Below are 17,901 nucleotides of genomic sequence, written 5' to 3' on the forward strand. Positions count from 1 at the left end.
TTTTGATTTATAATTAAAGCTGTGCTATAATATTTGATTAATAAAATCAATAAATGTTACATGGAGGTAAAAATGAACAAATTAAATATATGTATTGATATAGATGGAACAATAACTAGTCCTTATCATTTTCTTCCATACCTAAATGATATCTTCAATAAAAACATTACAGAGTCAGAGTGTATAACTCACAATTGGGAAGAATTATATGGTTCAGGAATAAGCGATGTATATACAGAATTTAATGATAAGTATGTACATTCATATGATGAAGCAGAAATTGTAGAAGGAGCTATTGAAGTAATAGATGAATTATCTAAGGGGCATAATTTATATTTTGTAACTGCTAGACATGAATGTTTAACTGATGTAACTAAAAACTGGTTAATTAGACAAGGAATTTTAGATATAGATGTTTACTTATTAGGAAGTGATTATAAAGTTGAAAAGGCAAGAGAACTGAGTTGTGATATATTTATAGAAGATAACCCTTTAAACTCAGTCCAATTAGCTGATGCAGGTGTTAAAGTAATACTTTTAGATACTAACTATAATAAAAATATTGAACATCAAAACATAATTAGAGTTAATAACTGGATAGATATTAAAAAGATTATAGAACAAAGTAATTAAAAGACTTATAAATTGAAAGGGGGAGCATATGATAGATTTAAAACTAGAAAACAGAAAAGGAAAAATTCATGTAAAGAGTAGTGAGATAAAAGATATTTTAGAATTACGTCCAGATTTTGAATATGTACAAGATATATCAAATACTATAAATCAGGAGAATATATTGGTGTTTGATTGTCAATTAACAGGAAATTCTTTTGATATGGATGATTTAGATATAGAAGAAATATTAGAAGAATTAGGTGAGGAAATAGATGAGTCTTATTTCAATGTCTTATTTGAGGATGTAAGAGCATATTTAAAAGATGCTACTGATGAAATAGAGGCAGATTTGCAAGAAAATTACCTATTTGATAATTTGAGATGCTATTTTGATATATATAATATAAATCAAGAATTCACTGATTTTAAGTTTGTATTTTTAGTTTCTTTTAAGGATATAAAAATATCTTCATTAGCTAATCTAGCTAAGATTGTTTCCAAAAGACAACTGATAGGAGCATCTAAGTTTTATAGTTAAAATATAAAAATATAATTTTATGATAATAAAAGCTAGTAGCTTAAAAAAATATGGGCTACTGGCTTTTTTATTTGCTCATTTTTAAAGGAAATTTCAAAATAGTATTTACATTTCTAAAAGAATATTATATATTAAACATAATGTACAGTATATCGAATAAAATATTTTAAAGTAAGTTACTGTCTTTAGATAAAATAATTAAATATACTTAGGATTATATAAGTATATTAGAGGTGAATTTATGCAGAATTTAAATGAAATAATTGCTGAGAATTTAAAAAAGATAAGGAAAGAAAAACATCTTAGCTTAGATAAAATTTCTCAACTTAGTGGGGTAAGTAAGAGTATGTTGTCTCAAATTGAAAAATGCGAAGTGAATCCAACTATATCTACTATCAAGAAAATAACGAATGGATTAAAAATATCATTTACATCATTGATGGAAAGACAAGAAAGTGATATAGAATTGGTTGATAAAAAGGATGTAGACCATTTTATTGAGGATGATGGAAAATATGTAAGTTATCCGATATTTCCATTTGATTCTAAAAGAAGATTTGAAATATTTATGATTGAGATAGAAGAGGGTGGAACATTGGATTCAAATGCTGAACTTCCAGGAACTCAAGAGTTTATTACAGTTTTTAGTGGTGAAATAACTATTAAAATAAATGGAGAGGATTATATTGTATCTAGTGGAAATTCTATAAGATTTAAAGCTGATGTATCACATATATATAGAAACTCAGGTAGAGGTGTAGCTAAAATAAGTATGGTAGTATATTATGTATAATAATTGAATGGAGTATATAGTGATATTTAGATGATTTTAAGTATGAGAGTATTTAGTATTTGAATAATAGGAGTGTGATTTATAGATGAATAACAAAAAAGCAGTTTTCTTCTTTTGTAATAATTTAGATAAAGACCCAGTGGCTAAGAATGTAATTAACTGTTGTGAGGAAGTAATGGATTTAAAGCAGACTGATATTATTGTTGATGATAATTTTGTATTAGAATTTATAGATAAAAATAATAACTTATTCCAGTTTGTAAAAACGGAAAATGTAATAAGTCATGATTATAAATATTATCTGCCAATTTTAAATAAGTATTTCAAAAATTTTGATTTTGCAGGAGTTGTGAATTGGCATGAAGGAGAGAATGCTCCAGCAAATATTCTAACAGCTCATACTATTGGAGATGTACCAACAGGCGAGTTTGGAAATTCAAATCCAAAATATTTTAGAAACTTAATTAATGCAATTGAAGATATAAAAAATGAAAACTCTCTTGATGAATTCACTACATTAACAGAAGCAACTCACTGGTCTGGAACTACATATGGGGAAGTATCTAAATTAATTACAGAATATTCTGTACCTATGTTAGATATTGAGATAGGAAGTAATAGTAATAGTTTTAATAATAAGACGGCAATACAAGTATTATCGAAATCTCTAATTAGAGTATTTGATAATGATGAGTCTATAAAAACTTTACTGTGTGTAGGAGGAGTTCACTTTGAAAATTCTTTTGCAGATATTATAAAAAATAGAGAATACAATATATCAATTGGACATGTATTACCAAATCAATGGATTGTAAGTGGAATGTATGATAATGAAGATGGATTTGAAAAATTAGAAAAGTGTGTAGACAGTATTGATGGTGGAATTGATGGTATAGTTTTTCATGATAAGTTAAAGGGGGCTTATAAAGAACAATGTCGTAAATTAGGAGAAAAGCTTAAGGTGCCTGTATTTAAACATAAGACATTGAAAACCCCAAAAGATTTGCCCATATGGTAGATTTGATTTATAATAATGAGATTTAGTAAGTATATTCAGTAAGTCAGATTAATTTTTAAGTGAGGTCAAAAATGATAATATCTTATTTTGCACTATTAATTAGAGTAGTGCTATTAGCCTTTGAAAGAGTAGTTGTAAGATTATTAGGTGATGAAGAAGGTGATATTTATAAAAATATAGCTTCATCATTTTTATTTTTCTTTATAGGTGGAGTATGTTTACTACCATTTAGTATAACGAGTAAAGTTGGAGATTGGTCTTTTTTACTACCATGCTATATAAGTAGCTTAGTTTATTCAATTGGGTCAGTAGCATATGTAACATCTCTAGCAACTGGTGAAGTTTCACTTGTAACTCCAATAAACAGTTTAAACTCACTATTTCTATTGCTTTTATCAGTTGTATTTTTAGGTGAGAGTTTTAGTTTAGCAAAAGTTGCAGGAATTATAATTATGATTGGTGGAGTATTTATATTAAAAAATGTAAGCTCTTTATTAAAAAATGCATCTGCCATTTTAAATAATCTACCATGTAGATTGATGTTTTTGTACATATTTTTTCAATCCGTAGGAAGGGTATTAGATAAGGCATTTTATGTTCAAGTATCTCCTATACTGTATTCAACGATACTTTACTTTTTTGTCGGATTAAATCTATTTGTTTTTTTAGCATTTAAAAAGAAACAAAAAGTAATCTATGAAATTTTTAGTAATAAGAAAGGACTTTCGATTTTAAGTGGTGCTATTAATGGGTATTCTTATCTAGCATTATTAATTGCTTTAAATAATTTAGAACTCAGTATAGCAGAACCATTTTCTCAAGTATCTATGATAATAACTTTAATACTTGCTCACTTTATATTTAAAGAAAATATTAAGGAGAAAATACCAGGTTCAATTCTGATATTAATTGGTGGATGGTTATTATTGCTTTAATTGATAAATCAGAGAGATAATGAAAGTGTATAAAAGGCTATAGGTAAATTTGTTTTTACACAAATCTACTTACAGCCTCCCTTTTATTTTAAAAACCCTATAGTCACTATTTTTATGTTGTCAATCTTGTATTAAAATTTTAAATACTAATTTATAATTGTTAATTCTTATGTCTAACTCTTAATGGTATATCAAGTTCTTTTGCTAATTGTTTAGATTCTTCTATTTCTTCTGGAGATATTTCATCTACTACTGAAAAAGCAACTTCTTTTATATATTTTTTACAATCCTTTGCGAAATCTAGCATATAGTTAAATGATTTTTCTCCAAATTTTGGTTGAGTAACTCTATTATAAGCTTCTTTATTTGGAGCATTAAGACTTATTGATACTGCATCTATTACATCTTTTAACATGATAGCAGTTTTTTTATTGTGTATTAAATCGCTTAGACCGTTTGTATTTATTCTTGTTTTGATATTACTTTTTTCCTTTATAAATTTAGCAACTTCTATTAATTCATTTATTCTCATTAGTGGTTCACCATATCCACAAAATACAATTTCATCATATTCATCTAAATTATATTTGTCAAAGGCTTCTTTTACTTCATCAATACTTGGTTCGTGTTCTAACCATAAGCTACCACTATTTGCTACTTCGTCTTTTTCATTTCTTATGCAAAACACACATTTACATGGACATGTATTAGTTATATTTACATAGATACTGCTTTCAATTGTATATAAGATATTCATAATTTTCCCTCCATAAATTTAAGTCTTTAGTTAAAATAACGTCTTTTAAAATCAAGTTTATCAAGTGCCATCCCTAGAAGTACAAACATAATAAAGCTTCCTATTGGTTGTAACAAACCAAGTAAACTCATTACGAAAGCACTCGTAAAGCTTCCAATAATTATTCCCTCAGCAAACATATATAAAACTAGACCTACTATGCCTGCTACAAATGAAGCAATTATATTTCTTTTGTTTATTATCTTGTCACTTTTAGAAGTGAAAAATAATACAAGTATTGGCTTTATAATTATAGTTGGTATTACCCATATTGCAGCTCCTGTAGATAAATCAGCTAGACCAGCACCTATTGCAGAGGCCGCTATAGCATAGTTTGTTGGTAAAATAGTTGCAGCTAGATAAATAAAGGCATCTCCTATATGAACATATCCGTTGTTTCCACCAACTGGAATATGTAATATATAAGCTATTGTCAAACATATTATAGATGCAAATAACGCTGAAGTGACGATACAGGTCGTCTTTTTAGAAGTAGCTTTGTTCATTTTTTCCAATATAATCCCTCCTCAAAAATCCCAAACTAGCATTCTTGTAATGTTTTCTTATAAATATATTAATATTAATCATACAATTTTCATAGTTTGTTTGGTATTTTTCTGGTAAAAAGTGAATTGTACCCATTCAAAGTCTTTTGATGGAAAAGTAGATTGTAATTAGGGTAATTTAATAGGATGATTATATAAAAGAAGAAAAGCAATATAAGAGAGTCATACTCAATGTATATTGAATAGACTCTCTTATATTTGGGAAATTAAAGGCTATTTTGTTAGATAATAGCTAATTAATGAAAAAATATATTTATAAAATACTAATTTACTCTGTTAGCAGCAGTTCCTGTGCTTATAACATCTACAGCACTACTTAAACTAGAATAAACTATATTTTCTATCGCTGTACTAGTGAAGAATCCAAGGTGATGAGTAAATATAACTTGTTCCATAGAAAGAAGTTTGTTTATTTCTGGGTCAGTTAATTCACCTGGGTTCATTTTTTTATTTAAGAATAATCCTTCAGTTTCAAATGTATCAAGGGCAGCAGCTCTTATTTTTCCAGCTTCTAGTGCTTCTATTAAGTCCCCTGTCTTAATCAAACCACCACGACCAGTGTTTACTATGTAAGCTCCATCCTTCATTATAGCTAAAGTATCTTTATTTATCATATGTTTTGTTCCTTCAAGTAAAGGAGTATGTAATGTTATAAGGTCAGCTTCTTTAAGAAGGTCTTCTAAAGAATCTTTATAAGTTAATATATCATTTAAATCTTTATTTGGATATTGGTCAAATGCAATTACATTAGCTCCTAAGCCTTTGAATAATTTTGCAGAAGTAGCACCTATTTTTCCTGTACCTATAACACCAACTGTAATAGATCTAACTTCTGTTCCAAGAAGTTCAGCTATCCAACGATAGTCACCTTCACAGACTTTTTTCTTTACTAAAGGAGTCTTTCTTAAAAGGTTCATAGCTTGAGTAACAGCTAATTCAGCTATTGCATTAGGTGAATAAGAAGGAACATTTGTAACAATAAGTTCATTTTTATTAACTAAATCAAAATCTATCATGTCAACCCCTGCAGTTCTTGAAGCTATAACTTTAACTCCAGCATCTTTTAAAGTTTCATAGATATAAGGATTATCTATATAGTTAGTTTGTTGTATAGATATACCATCATATCCTTTAGCTTTAGTGATATTTTCTTCAGTCATGTTTTCAGGATAAATATCCACTTGAACATCCTTATGCTCTTCAGACCATTGTTTTATTACTGGTTCTTCATAATCGCGTGCTCCAAATACTAGTATTTTCATATCAATACCCTCCTGTAATTATTAAATTATATGGTAATCTTTCATTTAGAAATAATATGTAGCATATAAGGTTATATTTTTGTACAAAATTTTTAAGGTTAAAAATTTAGTTTTGAAATTGTTTTCCCTGTGTCATTTTTATATCTAGTCATTTTTTATTTAATAGAATAATTGCTTTAAAAATTTATCAAAGAAATTGTTATTTTTTAGATTAAATATTATTAAAAAATTATCTAAGTCTGAAATTAGTTAACTAACTTGCTGATTAATTACAATGATAACATGTGTTTTTGAGTTTAGCAATGAAAACTTTTTTTGAAATGTCAAGCTTTTTCATAAAAAAATATATAAAAAAAACTTTTAAATGCATGGAAAAAATAGCAAGATGCAATGGAGAGTTGCATAATGCCACGAAATGGAATTAATAATGCAATTGTATATTGTTAAAAAACATTCAAATCAAGCGATATTTTGATTAAATATAAAGTTGGCACGATAAATGCTTAACAATATAGGTGTAAGACAATAAAAAATATAAAAAATAATCATTTATAACTTTTAATAATTTTATAAGTTATCTTAATAAGATTAGGAACTTTGACACCAAATAGTTAATATCAGAAAAAAGTACTTTATGTGTGATTTAATTGAATTTTTATAATTGATACTATTAAGGAGGAAAACGTTATGCTTTTAGAAGGAGTTAAGGTAGTAGAACTTTCAAGTTTCATCGCAGCACCATGTTGTGCAAAAATGTTAGGTGACTGGGGTGCAGATGTTATTAAAGTTGAGCCTATAGAAGGTGATGGAATAAGAGTTATGGGTGGAACATTTAAATCTCCAGCATCAGATGATGAAAACCCTATGTTTGAATTAGAAAATGGAAATAAGAAGGGTGTAAGTATTAATATAAAATCAAAAGAAGGAATAGAAATATTACATAAATTAATATCAGAAGCAGACATATTTGTAACTAATGTTAGAGTTCAAGCATTAGAAAAAATGGGTATAGCTTATGATCAAATAAAAGATAAGTATCCAGGATTAATATTTGCTCAAATATTAGGATATGGTGAAAAAGGACCTTTAAAAGATAAACCAGGATTTGACTATACTGCATACTTTGCAAGAGGAGGAGTTAGCCAATCTGTAATGGAAAAAGGAACATCTCCAGCAAATACAGCAGCAGGATTTGGTGACCACTATGCAGGTCTAGCATTAGCAGCAGGTAGTTTAGCAGCATTACATAAAAAAGGTCAAACTGGTATAGGTGAAAGAGTAACAGTAAGTCTTTTCCATACAGCTATATATGGAATGGGAACAATGATAACAACAGCACAATACGGAAATGAAATGCCTTTATCAAGAGAAAATCCAAACAGCCCATTAATGACTACATATAAATGTAAAGATGGAAGATGGATTCAATTAGCTTTAATACAATACAACAAGTGGTTAGGCAAATTCTGTAAGGTTATAAATAGAGAGTATATATTAGAAGATGACAGATACAACAACATAGATTCAATGGTTAATCACATTGAAGGTTTAGTTAAGATAGTTGGAGAAGCTATGTTAGAAAAAACATTAGATGAGTGGTCAGTTCTATTAGAAGAAGCAGACTTACCATTTGAAAAAATCCAAAGCTGTGAAGATTTACTAGATGATGAACAAGCTTGGGCAAATGACTTCTTATTTAAGAAGACATATGATAGTGGAAATACAGGTGTCTTAGTTAATACTCCAGTTATGTTTAGAAATGAAGGAATAAAAGATTATACACCAGCACCAAAAGTAGGGGAACATACTATAGAAGTATTAAAAACTTTAGGCTATGACGAATCAAAAATAAATAACTTAAAAGAAGATAAAGTTGTAAGATACTAATTAGTATTTCTAGATTTTGGGAAAGGAGAATACTAAAGATGTATACAATGGGATTAGATATAGGTTCAACTGCATCAAAGGGAGTAATTTTAAAAGATGGAGAGGATATTGTGGCTTCAGCTACTATATCTTCTGGTACTGGGACTACTGGACCATCAAGAGTTTTGGAAAAATTATATAGTGAGTCAGGTCTTGCAAGAGAAGACATTGAGAAAATAGTAGTTACAGGGTATGGGAGAATGAAATATTCTGATGCTGACAAACAGATAAGTGAGTTAAGTTGTCATGCTAGAGGAGTAAACTTCATAATTCCAGAGACAAGAACCATTATTGATATAGGTGGTCAAGATGCTAAAGTACTAAAGCTAGATAAGAATGGAAGATTACTAAACTTTCTTATGAATGACAAATGCGCTGCAGGTACAGGAAGATTTTTAGATGTAATGGCAAAAATAATAGAGGTTGATGTATCTGAACTCGGAAGTATATCTATGAATTCTCAAAATGAAGTATCAATAAGTAGTACATGCACAGTGTTTGCAGAATCTGAAGTTATATCACACTTATCAGAAAATGCAAAAATTGAAGATATAGTAGCAGGTATTCACACTTCAGTAGCAAAGAGAGTTTCTAGCCTAGCAAAAAGAATAGGAGTACAAAGAAACGTAGTAATGGTTGGTGGAGTTGCCAGAAATAGTGGAATTGTAAGAGCTATGGCAAGAGAAATCAATACAGAAATTATTGTACCTGATATACCTCAATTAACTGGTGCTTTAGGAGCAGCATTATATGCTTTTGATGAAGCAAAAGAATCACAAAAAGAAGTGAAAAATATATAAAAAGAGGGATGACAATGTCTGAAAAAAAAGAAGCTAGAGTAGTAATAAACGATTTATTAGCTGAACAATATGCAAATGCATTTAAAGCTAAAGAAGAAGGAAGACCTGTAGGTTGGTCAACATCAGTATTTCCTCAAGAGTTAGCAGAAGTATTTGACTTAAATGTATTATATCCAGAAAATCAAGCAGCTGGGGTAGCGGCTAAAAAAGGTTCTTTAGAATTATGTGAAATGGCTGAATCTAAAGGATATTCTATCGACCTATGTGCATATGCAAGAACAAACTTTGGTCTTTTAGAAAATGGTGGATGCGAAGCTTTAGATATGCCAGCTCCAGATTTCCTACTTTGCTGTAATAATATATGTAATCAAGTTATAAAATGGTATGAAAATATTTCAAGAGAATTGGATATACCTTTAATAATGATTGATACAACTTTCAATAATGAAGATGAAGTAACTCAATCAAGAATAGACTATATAAAAGCTCAATTTGAAGAAGCTATAAAACAATTAGAAGTTATATCAGGAAAGAAATTTGACCCTAAGAAATTTGAAGAAGTAATGAAAATATCAGCTGAAAACGGAAGACTATGGAAATATTCTATGAGTTTACCAGCAGATTCTTCTCCTTCACCAATGAATGGATTTGATTTATTTACTTACATGGCTGTAATAGTTTGTGCTAGAGGTAAAAAAGAAACTACAGAAGCATTTAAATTACTTATAGAAGAGTTAGAAGACAACATGAAAACTGGAAAATCTTCTTTCAGAGGAGAAGAAAAATACAGAATAATGATGGAAGGTATACCTTGCTGGCCATATATTGGATATAAAATGAAAACATTAGCTAAATTTGGAGTTAATATGACAGGTAGTGTTTACCCACATGCTTGGGCATTACAATATGAAGTTAATGATTTAGATGGAATGGCAGTAGCATACAGTACTATGTTTAACAATGTAAACTTAGACCGTATGACAAAATATAGAGTTGATTCTTTAGTAGAGGGTAAATGTGATGGAGCATTCTATCATATGAACAGAAGCTGTAAACTTATGAGTTTAATACAATATGAAATGCAAAGAAGAGCAGCTGAAGAAACTGGATTACCATATGCTGGATTTGATGGTGACCAAGCAGACCCTAGAGCCTTTACTAATGCTCAATTTGAAACAAGAATTCAAGGGTTAGTTGAAGTAATGGAAGAAAGAAAAAAACTTAATAGAGGTGAGATATAATGGAAGCTATTTTATCTAAAATGAAAGAAGTAGTTGAAAATCCAAATAAGGCTGTAAAAGAATATAAAAATGCAACTGGTAAAAAAGCTATAGGTTGTTTCCCAGTTTATTGCCCAGAAGAAATTATACATGCAGCTGGAATGCTTCCAGTTGGTATATGGGGTGGACAAACAGAATTAGATTTAGCTAAACAATATTTCCCTGCATTTGCATGTTCAATAATGCAATCATGTCTAGAATATGGATTAAAAGGTGCATATGATGAATTATCTGGAGTTATCATACCAGGTATGTGTGACACATTAATTTGTTTAGGACAAAACTGGAAATCAGCAGTACCTCACATAAAATATATATCATTAGTACACCCACAAAACAGAAAACTTGAAGCTGGTGTAAAATACCTAATCAGTGAGTACAAAGGTGTAAAAAGAGAACTTGAAGAAATATGTGGTTATGAAATAGAAGAAGCAAAAATTCATGACAGTATAGAAATTTACAATGAACATAGAAAAACTATGAGAGACTTTGTTGAAGTAGCTTATAAACATTCTAATACTATAAAACCATCAATAAGAAGCTTAGTAATTAAAAGTGGATTCTTTATGAGAAAAGAAGAACACACTAAATTAGTAAAAGATTTAATAGCAAAATTAAACGCAATGCCAGAAGAAGTCTGTTCTGGAAAGAAAGTTTTATTGACAGGTATATTAGCAGATTCTAAAGATATATTAGATATTTTAGAAGACAATAATATAGCAGTAGTAGCAGATGATTTAGCTCAAGAAACAAGACAATTCAGAACAGATGTACCTGCAGGTGATGATGCATTAGAAAGATTAGCAAGACAATGGTCAAACATAGAAGGTTGTTCATTAGCTTATGACCCTAAGAAAAAACGTGGGTCACTTATAGTAGATGAAGTTAAAAAGAAAGATGTAGATGGTGTTATCTTCTGTATGATGAAATTCTGTGACCCAGAAGAATACGATTATCCTTTAGTTAAGAAAGATATAGAAGATAGTGGAATACCTACTTTATATGTTGAAATTGACCAACAAACTCAGAATAATGAACAAGCAAGAACTCGTATTCAAACATTTGCTGAGATGATGAGTTTAGCTTAAGTTCATTAAAATAAATTTACTATAAAATATGAAAATTGGAGGAAGCTATGTTATATAACAAAGAGCAAGAACTTTTAAGAAAAGCAGTAAGAGATTTTGTTAGTAAAGAATTAGATACTTTACCAGCAGAAATGGATAAAACAGGTGTAATGCCTAAGGAATTAATCAAAAAATTAGCTGAGACAAAATTTATAAGCAGTAATATCCCAGAAGAATATGGTGGAGGGGGAGCAGGTTATGTTTCTTACGCTATCATAATGGAAGAAATAGCTAGAAGATGTGCTTCAACAGCTACTTTTGTAACAGCTGGTTCTTCTCTTGCTACATTACCAATACTTTACAATGGTACTGAAGAGCAAAAACAAAAATACTTAAGAGGTTTAGCAACAGGTGAGTTAATAGGAGCATTTGGTTTAACTGAGCCAGGAGCTGGTTCTGATGCTGGTGGACAACAAACAACAGCAGAATTAGTAGGAGACCACTACATATTAAATGGTAGAAAAACTTTCATAACTAATGGACCATTCTGCGATATAGCTATAGTAATAGCAGTTACAGATAGATCTAAAGGTCTTAGAGGGACATCAGCATTTATAGTAGAAAGCAAATGGGATGGTTTCTCAACAGGAGCTCATGAAGATAAGATGGGTATAAGAGGAACTGAAACTTCTGACTTAATATTTGAAAATGTTAAAGTTCCAAAAGAAAACCTTATAGGAAAAGAAGGTAATGGATTTAAAATAGCAATGGGTACTTTAGAAGTAGGTAGAATAGGTGTTGCTGCCTTAGCTTTAGGAATTGCTCAAGGTGCTTTAGATGAAGCTGTTAAATATACAAAACAAAGAGTTCAATTTGGTAAGCCTATAGCTAAATTCCAAAATACTCAATTTACTATAGCTGATATGGAAACAAAAGTTTGTGCAGCTAGAGGATTAGTTTATGACGCAGCACAAAAGAGAGATGCAGGAATGAGAGTTGCTCAAGAATCTGCGATGGCTAAATACTATGCAGCAGAAGTTGCAAATGAAGTTGCTTATAAAGCATTACAACTTCACGGTGGATATGGATTCATAAAAGATTATGAAATAGAAAGAATTTACAGAGATGCTAGAATCGTATCAATATACGAAGGAACATCAGAAGTTCAAAAAATGGTAATTTCATCAAACGTATTAAAATAATAAATAATCTAATGAAATTGGAGGTATAGACTTTGAAAATATTAGTTTGCGTAAAACAAGTTCCAGATACTAACGAAGTAAGAATAAATAAAGAAACAGGTACTCTTATAAGAGATGGGGTTCCTAGTATATTAAACCCAGATGATGCAAATGCATTAGAAGAAGCATTAAAAATTAAAGATGAGCATGATGATGTAACTATAACAGTTATAACAATGGGACCTCCTCAAGCAGATTTTATGCTAAGAGAGTGTTTAGCTATGGGGGCTGATGATGCAATATTATTAAGTGATAGAGCATTTGGAGGAGCTGATACTTGGGCTACATCAAATACTATCGCAGCAGGAATATCTAAAATAGGCGATTATGATATAATATTTGCAGGAAGACAAGCAATAGATGGAGATACTGCACAAGTTGGACCACAAATTGCAGAAAAACTAGACATTCCTCAAGTTACATATGTACAAGACTTCAAAATAGAAGGAAAAGACATAATAGTTCAAAGACAATTAGAAGATGGATATGAATTAATTAAAGTAAGTACGCCTGTACTTTTAACAGCAGTAAAAGAATTAAATGCACCTAGATATATGTCTGTTGATAAAATAGTTAAAGCATATAAACATGATGTAAAAGTTTGGACAATTGATGATTTAGACGTAAATAAAGAAGAAGTTGGCTTAAAAGCATCACCAACTAAAGTATTTAGATCATTTACTCCTGAACCAAGAGGAAAAGGAGAAATCTTAGAAGGTAAAGCTGACGAAATAGCTAACAAAATAATAATAGGTCTAAAACAAAAGCACATTATATAAGTTGGAGGAGTACAAACTATGAATGATATAAAAGATTTAAGTTCTTATAAAAACGTATGGATATTTGCAGAGCAAAGAGATGGAAAAATAACTCCAGTAGTTATCGAATTATTAGGAGAAGGAAGAAAATTAGCTAAAGAAGTAGATGCAGAACTTTGTGCAGTATTATTAGGAAAAGATGTTGATGGATTAGCTAAAGAATTGATTTCTTATGGAGCTGATAAAGTTTATGTTGCAGATGATGCTCTTTTAGAAAAATATACAACTGATGCATATACAAAAGTAATAAAAGATGCAATAGATGAAATAAAACCAGAAATAATGCTTTTCGGAGCAACTCATATAGGTAGAGACTTAGCACCTAGAATAGCTTCAAGAGTAGGAACTGGATTAACAGCAGACTGTACTAAATTAGAAATAGACCCAGAAGATAAGAAAATAAAACAAACTCGTCCAGCATTTGGTGGAAACATAATGGCTACAATCATTTGTCCAAACCATAGACCTCAAATGTCTACAGTTAGACCTGGTGTTATGGATAAAGCTGAAAAAGACGAAACAAGAACTGGTAAAGTTATAGCATTAGATTACAAAATAACTCAAGATGATATAAGAACTACTGTTTTAGAAACAGTTAAGAGTAAAAAAGATTTAGTATCTCTTACAGATGCAAATGTTATAGTATCAGGTGGTCTAGGATTAGGTGGACCTGAAGGATTTGAAATGCTTAAACAATTAGCTGACAAATTAGGTGGAGTAGTTGGTTCTTCTCGTGCTGCTGTAGATGCTGGATGGATAGACCATTCTCACCAAGTAGGTCAAACAGGAACTACTGTTAAACCAAACCTATACATAGCTTGTGGTATATCAGGAGCAATACAACATTTAGCAGGTATGCAATCATCAGATTTCATAATTGCTATAAACAAAAACCCAGCAGCTCCAATATTAGAAATTGCTGATTATGGAGTAGTTGGAGACTTACATGAAATAGTTCCAATGCTTATAGATAAATTAGATAGCGTTGATGATTTATTAGAAGCTATAAAAGCTTAATAGGTAACAAGTACCTAAATACTACTGATGAAATAAGCCTTATTAGTTAGTAACATAAATATTATTACATAATATGGTTATTGCTAAATCGTATTTGTCAGTTATTAAAAAGTCTGTTTGAATAAAATTTTATAATACAAGATATCTAGATAATCCTTATATGTATATTACTTACAAAATGTGAGTCGTATTCTATAAGGATTATCTTTATTTTCAAAAATAAGTATTAATTTTAATTAAATTGTATTAAATAGACAAATAATTACTGAATATGTGATAAAATACAATTAAAAGCAAAATGAAATTTTTAACAAACTATGACCATTAAAATTATCTGTAAGTTGTATTTTAATGAAGGAAGATATTAAAAAAAAGACAAATAAGGAGTTGGTTGTATGTGCTAATAGTATTTATTGTAAGCAAACAATAAATTTTGTATGTAGTTCAATAAATTACTTAATGAAAGGTGCGAATATTAATGGATAATAATTTGATAGGGCTTATAGAATATGTAGAAAATCCAGCTATTTTATGTAAAGAGTCAGGCGAAATAATATACTGTAATCATCTAATAGATAATATTTTTAGTTTTCTCGATATAAAAAGACCTAAAAATATAAATGAATTAGATTCAAATTTTGACAAAAAAGATATACTGGTGAATAATAAAAAGAAAATAGCTTTTAGAGAATTAAGAATGACTGCACATATTTATAATATGAAAGATAATGATAATGAAAATAACATAGTTTATTTATTTGAGAAGTCTGTAATATCTGACAAAGTAGTTGAGGATATAATAGAACATATAGATGAAGTTGTCGTTGTATTTAACAAAGATGGAGTAATTGAAAAGATGAATACTGTCAGTGATGAGATTTTACCTTTTAAAAGAACTGAAGTACTTGGTAGAAATATAACAGATCTTGTCAGACAGGGATTAGTTGAAGAACCAATAATATTAAATATGCTTAAGGTAAAGAAAAAGATTTATAGAAATATTGTTTATCCTGATGGAAAACTTATCGCTTATACAGCTGTTCCAAGATGGGACTCAAAAGGAAAACTTACAGGAGGAGTACTTACAGGAAGAGATATATCAAGGGTTATTAAACTTGAATCTCAGATAAGATATAGTGATGTATCAGAAGATACAGAGTATATAAGCAAAAGTAAGACTATGGACAATATAAAAAAAGTTGTCAAGAGAGCTGCAGCATCAGATTCTTCTATATTTATAAATGGAGAATCAGGTGTAGGAAAAGAAATTATAGCTAGGACAATATATAAGTATAGTTCAAGAAGGGAAAAGCCTTTTATAGCTATAAACTGTGGGGCTATACCAAATGAATTATTAGAATCAGAGTTTTTTGGATATGAAGAAGGTTCTTTTACTGGAGCTAAGAAAAAAGGTAAAAAAGGACTTTTTGAAGAAGCAAATGGTGGAACTATATTCTTGGATGAAATAGGCGAACTGCCAATGCAAATGCAAAAAAAATTACTTAGAGTCATACAAGAAAATACAATTACTAGAATTGGTGGAAGTAAACCTATAAAGATAGATGTTAGATATATAAGTGCCACTAATATTTCTCATGAGGACCTTAGAAACAACCTCAAATTTAGACAAGATTTGTACTATAGATTGAGTGTTATTCCAGTAAAGATACCACCACTTAGAGAAAGAAAAGAAGATATAGTTCCATTGGTTGAGTATTTCTTAAAACTTTATAATGATAAGTACAATAGAGAAGTAGAAGTTTCACCTAAGGTTATTGAGTTATTGGAAGAATACTCTTGGCCAGGAAATATAAGAGAGTTAAAAAATATTATTGAAAGATTTGTAGTATTATCAGCCAAAAACGTAATTGGAGAAGATGAATTTAATATGCTTATAAATCTGGATATGATTGATAACGAATCAGATGATTTATCACCAATAGTGGTAAATGGAATTATGAATCTGAATGATGCATATAAAATGGTAGACCAAATAATGATAAGTAAAGCTATAAATAAATATGGGTCAATAACAAAGGCAGCCGAAGTGATAGGAATATATCCTTCTACAATACATAGAAAGATAAAAAGTGGATATATTCGAGTTTAATAAATAAGTTAATAGAGTAATTTGAATAAATATAATATAATTTTAAATACATAACCTATATACAACTTAAAAGAGATGGCTTAAAAATAATTTTAATTATTCTAAGTCATCTCTTTTCTTTTATAAATATTTAAAAGTTATATTAGTTTATAGAGTTAGTAGAACCTAAAACATCATCTATTTTACTTTCAACTACAGCTTGTATAGCATCTCTACCAGCACCAATGTATTTTCTTGGGTCAAATTCTTTTGGATTTTCAGCTAAGAATTTTCTAACAGCAGCAGTCATAGCTAGTCTTAAGTCAGTATCCATGTTTATTTTACAAACAGCCATAGAAGATGCTTTTCTTAACATGTCTACAGGTACACCTTTAGCTCCAGCTATATTTCCACCAAATTCATTACATGTAGCAACAGCGTTTTGGTCAACAGCAGATGCACCATGAAGAACTATTGGGAAACCTGGTAATTTACTTTGGATTTCTTCTAGTATGTCGAATCTTAATTTAGCTTCTCCTTTGAATTTGAAAGCACCATGAGAAGTTCCTATAGCTATTGCTAATGAATCAACTCCTGTTCTTTCAACAAATTCAACTGCTTCAGCAGGTTGAGTATATTTATGAACATCAGAAGTAACATCATCTTCTGTTCCAGCTAAAACACCAAGTTCTGCTTCAACAACAACACCTTTAGAGTGTGCATATTCAACAGCTTCTTTAGTTATTTTAACATTTTCTTCAAAGTCAAAATGAGATCCATCTATCATAACTGAAGAGAAACCAGCATCAATACAAGTTTTAATAGCATCCATATTTGGACCATGATCTAAGTGAAGAGCTACATCTACACCTATTTCATCAGAAGCAGCTTTAACCATCTCAACTAAAGTATGAGGTCCAGCATATTTAACAGCTGACATAGAAGCTTGTATCATAACATAAGAATTTTTAGCTTTAGCAGCCTTTAAAACACCTTGTAATTGTTCTAAGTCACTTATGTTAAATGCACCTACAGCAAATCCACCTTCGTAAGCTTTTTTAAACATTTCTTTTGTAGTAATTAATGCCATTTTAAACTCCTCCTATTAACTTTTAAAATTTACCCATCACTTATATTATA

The 17,901-nt window shown here is 29.7% G+C and carries 17 protein-coding genes; 13 read left to right on the top strand and 4 right to left on the bottom strand.

Annotated features, from left to right (window positions below; translation table 11 throughout):
- Positions 1 to 72 precede the first annotated feature (72 nt).
- The 5 genes from KGF41_RS15380 to KGF41_RS15400 all read left to right on the top strand — a co-directional run bounded on the left by KGF41_RS15380 (position 73) and on the right by KGF41_RS15400 (position 3,899).
- Positions 73 to 633 (top strand): 5' nucleotidase, NT5C type, encoded by a 561-nt coding sequence (locus KGF41_RS15380; RefSeq protein ID WP_227829314.1) that lies wholly within the window; start codon positions 73 to 75, stop codon positions 631 to 633.
- 28 nt (positions 634 to 661) lie between these two features.
- Positions 662 to 1,153, top strand: a complete 492-nt coding sequence (locus KGF41_RS15385; RefSeq protein ID WP_054272357.1) for a hypothetical protein — start codon at positions 662 to 664, stop codon at positions 1,151 to 1,153.
- Positions 1,154 to 1,394: 241 nt separating this feature from the next.
- Positions 1,395 to 1,946 (top strand): helix-turn-helix domain-containing protein, encoded by a 552-nt coding sequence (locus KGF41_RS15390; RefSeq protein WP_227829315.1) that lies wholly within the window; start codon positions 1,395 to 1,397, stop codon positions 1,944 to 1,946.
- A gap of 85 nt (positions 1,947 to 2,031) precedes the next feature.
- Complete coding sequence (locus KGF41_RS15395) at positions 2,032 to 2,964, top strand: D-aminoacyl-tRNA deacylase (RefSeq protein WP_227829316.1); 933 nt, start codon at positions 2,032 to 2,034, stop codon at positions 2,962 to 2,964.
- A 71-nt stretch (positions 2,965 to 3,035) separates the two neighbouring features.
- Positions 3,036 to 3,899, top strand: coding sequence for an EamA family transporter (locus tag KGF41_RS15400; protein WP_227829317.1), 864 nt, complete (start codon positions 3,036 to 3,038; stop codon positions 3,897 to 3,899).
- A 160-nt stretch (positions 3,900 to 4,059) separates the two neighbouring features.
- On the opposite strand, the gene KGF41_RS15405 is transcribed toward KGF41_RS15400, so the two are convergent.
- The 3 genes from KGF41_RS15405 to KGF41_RS15415 all read right to left on the bottom strand — a co-directional run bounded on the left by KGF41_RS15405 (position 4,060) and on the right by KGF41_RS15415 (position 6,523).
- Entirely contained in the window at positions 4,060 to 4,656 is a 597-nt protein-coding gene (locus KGF41_RS15405; protein WP_227829318.1) for a TIGR04100 family radical SAM protein, read from the bottom strand.
- A 26-nt stretch (positions 4,657 to 4,682) separates the two neighbouring features.
- Entirely contained in the window at positions 4,683 to 5,210 is a 528-nt protein-coding gene (locus KGF41_RS15410; protein WP_227829319.1) for a TIGR04002 family protein, read from the bottom strand.
- Positions 5,211 to 5,524: 314 nt separating this feature from the next.
- Positions 5,525 to 6,523: a D-2-hydroxyacid dehydrogenase gene (locus KGF41_RS15415; protein WP_227829320.1), complete on the bottom strand. Its 999-nt coding sequence runs from the start codon at positions 6,521 to 6,523 to the stop codon at positions 5,525 to 5,527.
- A gap of 687 nt (positions 6,524 to 7,210) precedes the next feature.
- Here KGF41_RS15415 and hadA point away from each other — a divergent pair.
- The 8 genes from hadA to KGF41_RS15455 all read left to right on the top strand — a co-directional run bounded on the left by hadA (position 7,211) and on the right by KGF41_RS15455 (position 16,782).
- Positions 7,211 to 8,410, top strand: a complete 1,200-nt coding sequence (gene hadA, locus KGF41_RS15420) for an isocaprenoyl-CoA:2-hydroxyisocaproate CoA-transferase HadA (protein ID WP_227829321.1) — start codon at positions 7,211 to 7,213, stop codon at positions 8,408 to 8,410.
- A 38-nt stretch (positions 8,411 to 8,448) separates the two neighbouring features.
- A complete protein-coding gene (gene hadI / locus KGF41_RS15425; RefSeq protein ID WP_227829322.1) occupies positions 8,449 to 9,249 on the top strand; it encodes a 2-hydroxyisocaproyl-CoA dehydratase activator HadI in 801 nt (266 codons plus the stop codon).
- 14 nt (positions 9,250 to 9,263) lie between these two features.
- Positions 9,264 to 10,490, top strand: a complete 1,227-nt coding sequence (gene hadB, locus KGF41_RS15430; protein WP_227452795.1) for a (R)-2-hydroxyisocaproyl-CoA dehydratase subunit HadB — start codon at positions 9,264 to 9,266, stop codon at positions 10,488 to 10,490.
- Positions 10,490 to 11,617: a (R)-2-hydroxyisocaproyl-CoA dehydratase subunit beta gene (gene hadC / locus KGF41_RS15435; RefSeq protein WP_227829323.1), complete on the top strand. Its 1,128-nt coding sequence runs from the start codon at positions 10,490 to 10,492 to the stop codon at positions 11,615 to 11,617. Before hadB ends, hadC begins: the two co-directional genes overlap by 1 nt.
- A 47-nt stretch (positions 11,618 to 11,664) precedes the next feature.
- Positions 11,665 to 12,798 (top strand): putative isocaproyl-CoA dehydrogenase AcdB, encoded by a 1,134-nt coding sequence (gene acdB / locus KGF41_RS15440; protein WP_227829324.1) that lies wholly within the window; start codon positions 11,665 to 11,667, stop codon positions 12,796 to 12,798.
- A gap of 32 nt (positions 12,799 to 12,830) precedes the next feature.
- The gene (gene etfB, locus KGF41_RS15445) at positions 12,831 to 13,616 is read left to right on the top strand and encodes an electron transfer flavoprotein subunit beta (protein ID WP_227829325.1); all 786 of its coding nucleotides are present in this window, start codon (positions 12,831 to 12,833) and stop codon (positions 13,614 to 13,616) included.
- Between the two features lie 18 nt (positions 13,617 to 13,634).
- Entirely contained in the window at positions 13,635 to 14,672 is a 1,038-nt protein-coding gene (locus tag KGF41_RS15450) for an electron transfer flavoprotein subunit alpha/FixB family protein (protein ID WP_227829326.1), read from the top strand.
- Between the two features lie 478 nt (positions 14,673 to 15,150).
- Positions 15,151 to 16,782, top strand: coding sequence for a sigma-54 interaction domain-containing protein (locus tag KGF41_RS15455; protein ID WP_227829327.1), 1,632 nt, complete (start codon positions 15,151 to 15,153; stop codon positions 16,780 to 16,782).
- A gap of 142 nt (positions 16,783 to 16,924) precedes the next feature.
- Here KGF41_RS15455 and fba read toward each other — a convergent pair whose 3' ends face one another.
- Positions 16,925 to 17,851, bottom strand: a complete 927-nt coding sequence (fba, locus tag KGF41_RS15460) for a class II fructose-1,6-bisphosphate aldolase (RefSeq protein ID WP_227829328.1) — start codon at positions 17,849 to 17,851, stop codon at positions 16,925 to 16,927.
- Between the last annotated feature and the right edge of the window lie 50 nt (positions 17,852 to 17,901).

The sequence above is a fragment of the Clostridioides sp. ZZV14-6150 genome (assembly GCF_020657875.1).
GTDB lineage: Bacteria > Bacillota > Clostridia > Peptostreptococcales > Peptostreptococcaceae > Clostridioides.

Coding starts and splice junctions, on each gene's coding strand:
- KGF41_RS15380 (WP_227829314.1), top strand. CDS start 73: ATGAACAAATTAAATATATGTATTGATATAGATGGAACAATAACTAGT.
- KGF41_RS15385 (WP_054272357.1), top strand. CDS start 662: ATGATAGATTTAAAACTAGAAAACAGAAAAGGAAAAATTCATGTAAAG.
- KGF41_RS15390 (WP_227829315.1), top strand. CDS start 1,395: ATGCAGAATTTAAATGAAATAATTGCTGAGAATTTAAAAAAGATAAGG.
- KGF41_RS15395 (WP_227829316.1), top strand. CDS start 2,032: ATGAATAACAAAAAAGCAGTTTTCTTCTTTTGTAATAATTTAGATAAA.
- KGF41_RS15400 (WP_227829317.1), top strand. CDS start 3,036: ATGATAATATCTTATTTTGCACTATTAATTAGAGTAGTGCTATTAGCC.
- KGF41_RS15405 (WP_227829318.1), bottom strand. CDS start 4,656: ATGAATATCTTATATACAATTGAAAGCAGTATCTATGTAAATATAACT.
- KGF41_RS15415 (WP_227829320.1), bottom strand. CDS start 6,523: ATGAAAATACTAGTATTTGGAGCACGCGATTATGAAGAACCAGTAATA.
- hadA (WP_227829321.1), top strand. CDS start 7,211: ATGCTTTTAGAAGGAGTTAAGGTAGTAGAACTTTCAAGTTTCATCGCA.
- hadI (WP_227829322.1), top strand. CDS start 8,449: ATGTATACAATGGGATTAGATATAGGTTCAACTGCATCAAAGGGAGTA.
- hadB (WP_227452795.1), top strand. CDS start 9,264: ATGTCTGAAAAAAAAGAAGCTAGAGTAGTAATAAACGATTTATTAGCT.
- hadC (WP_227829323.1), top strand. CDS start 10,490: ATGGAAGCTATTTTATCTAAAATGAAAGAAGTAGTTGAAAATCCAAAT.
- acdB (WP_227829324.1), top strand. CDS start 11,665: ATGTTATATAACAAAGAGCAAGAACTTTTAAGAAAAGCAGTAAGAGAT.
- KGF41_RS15450 (WP_227829326.1), top strand. CDS start 13,635: ATGAATGATATAAAAGATTTAAGTTCTTATAAAAACGTATGGATATTT.
- KGF41_RS15455 (WP_227829327.1), top strand. CDS start 15,151: ATGGATAATAATTTGATAGGGCTTATAGAATATGTAGAAAATCCAGCT.
- fba (WP_227829328.1), bottom strand. CDS start 17,851: ATGGCATTAATTACTACAAAAGAAATGTTTAAAAAAGCTTACGAAGGT.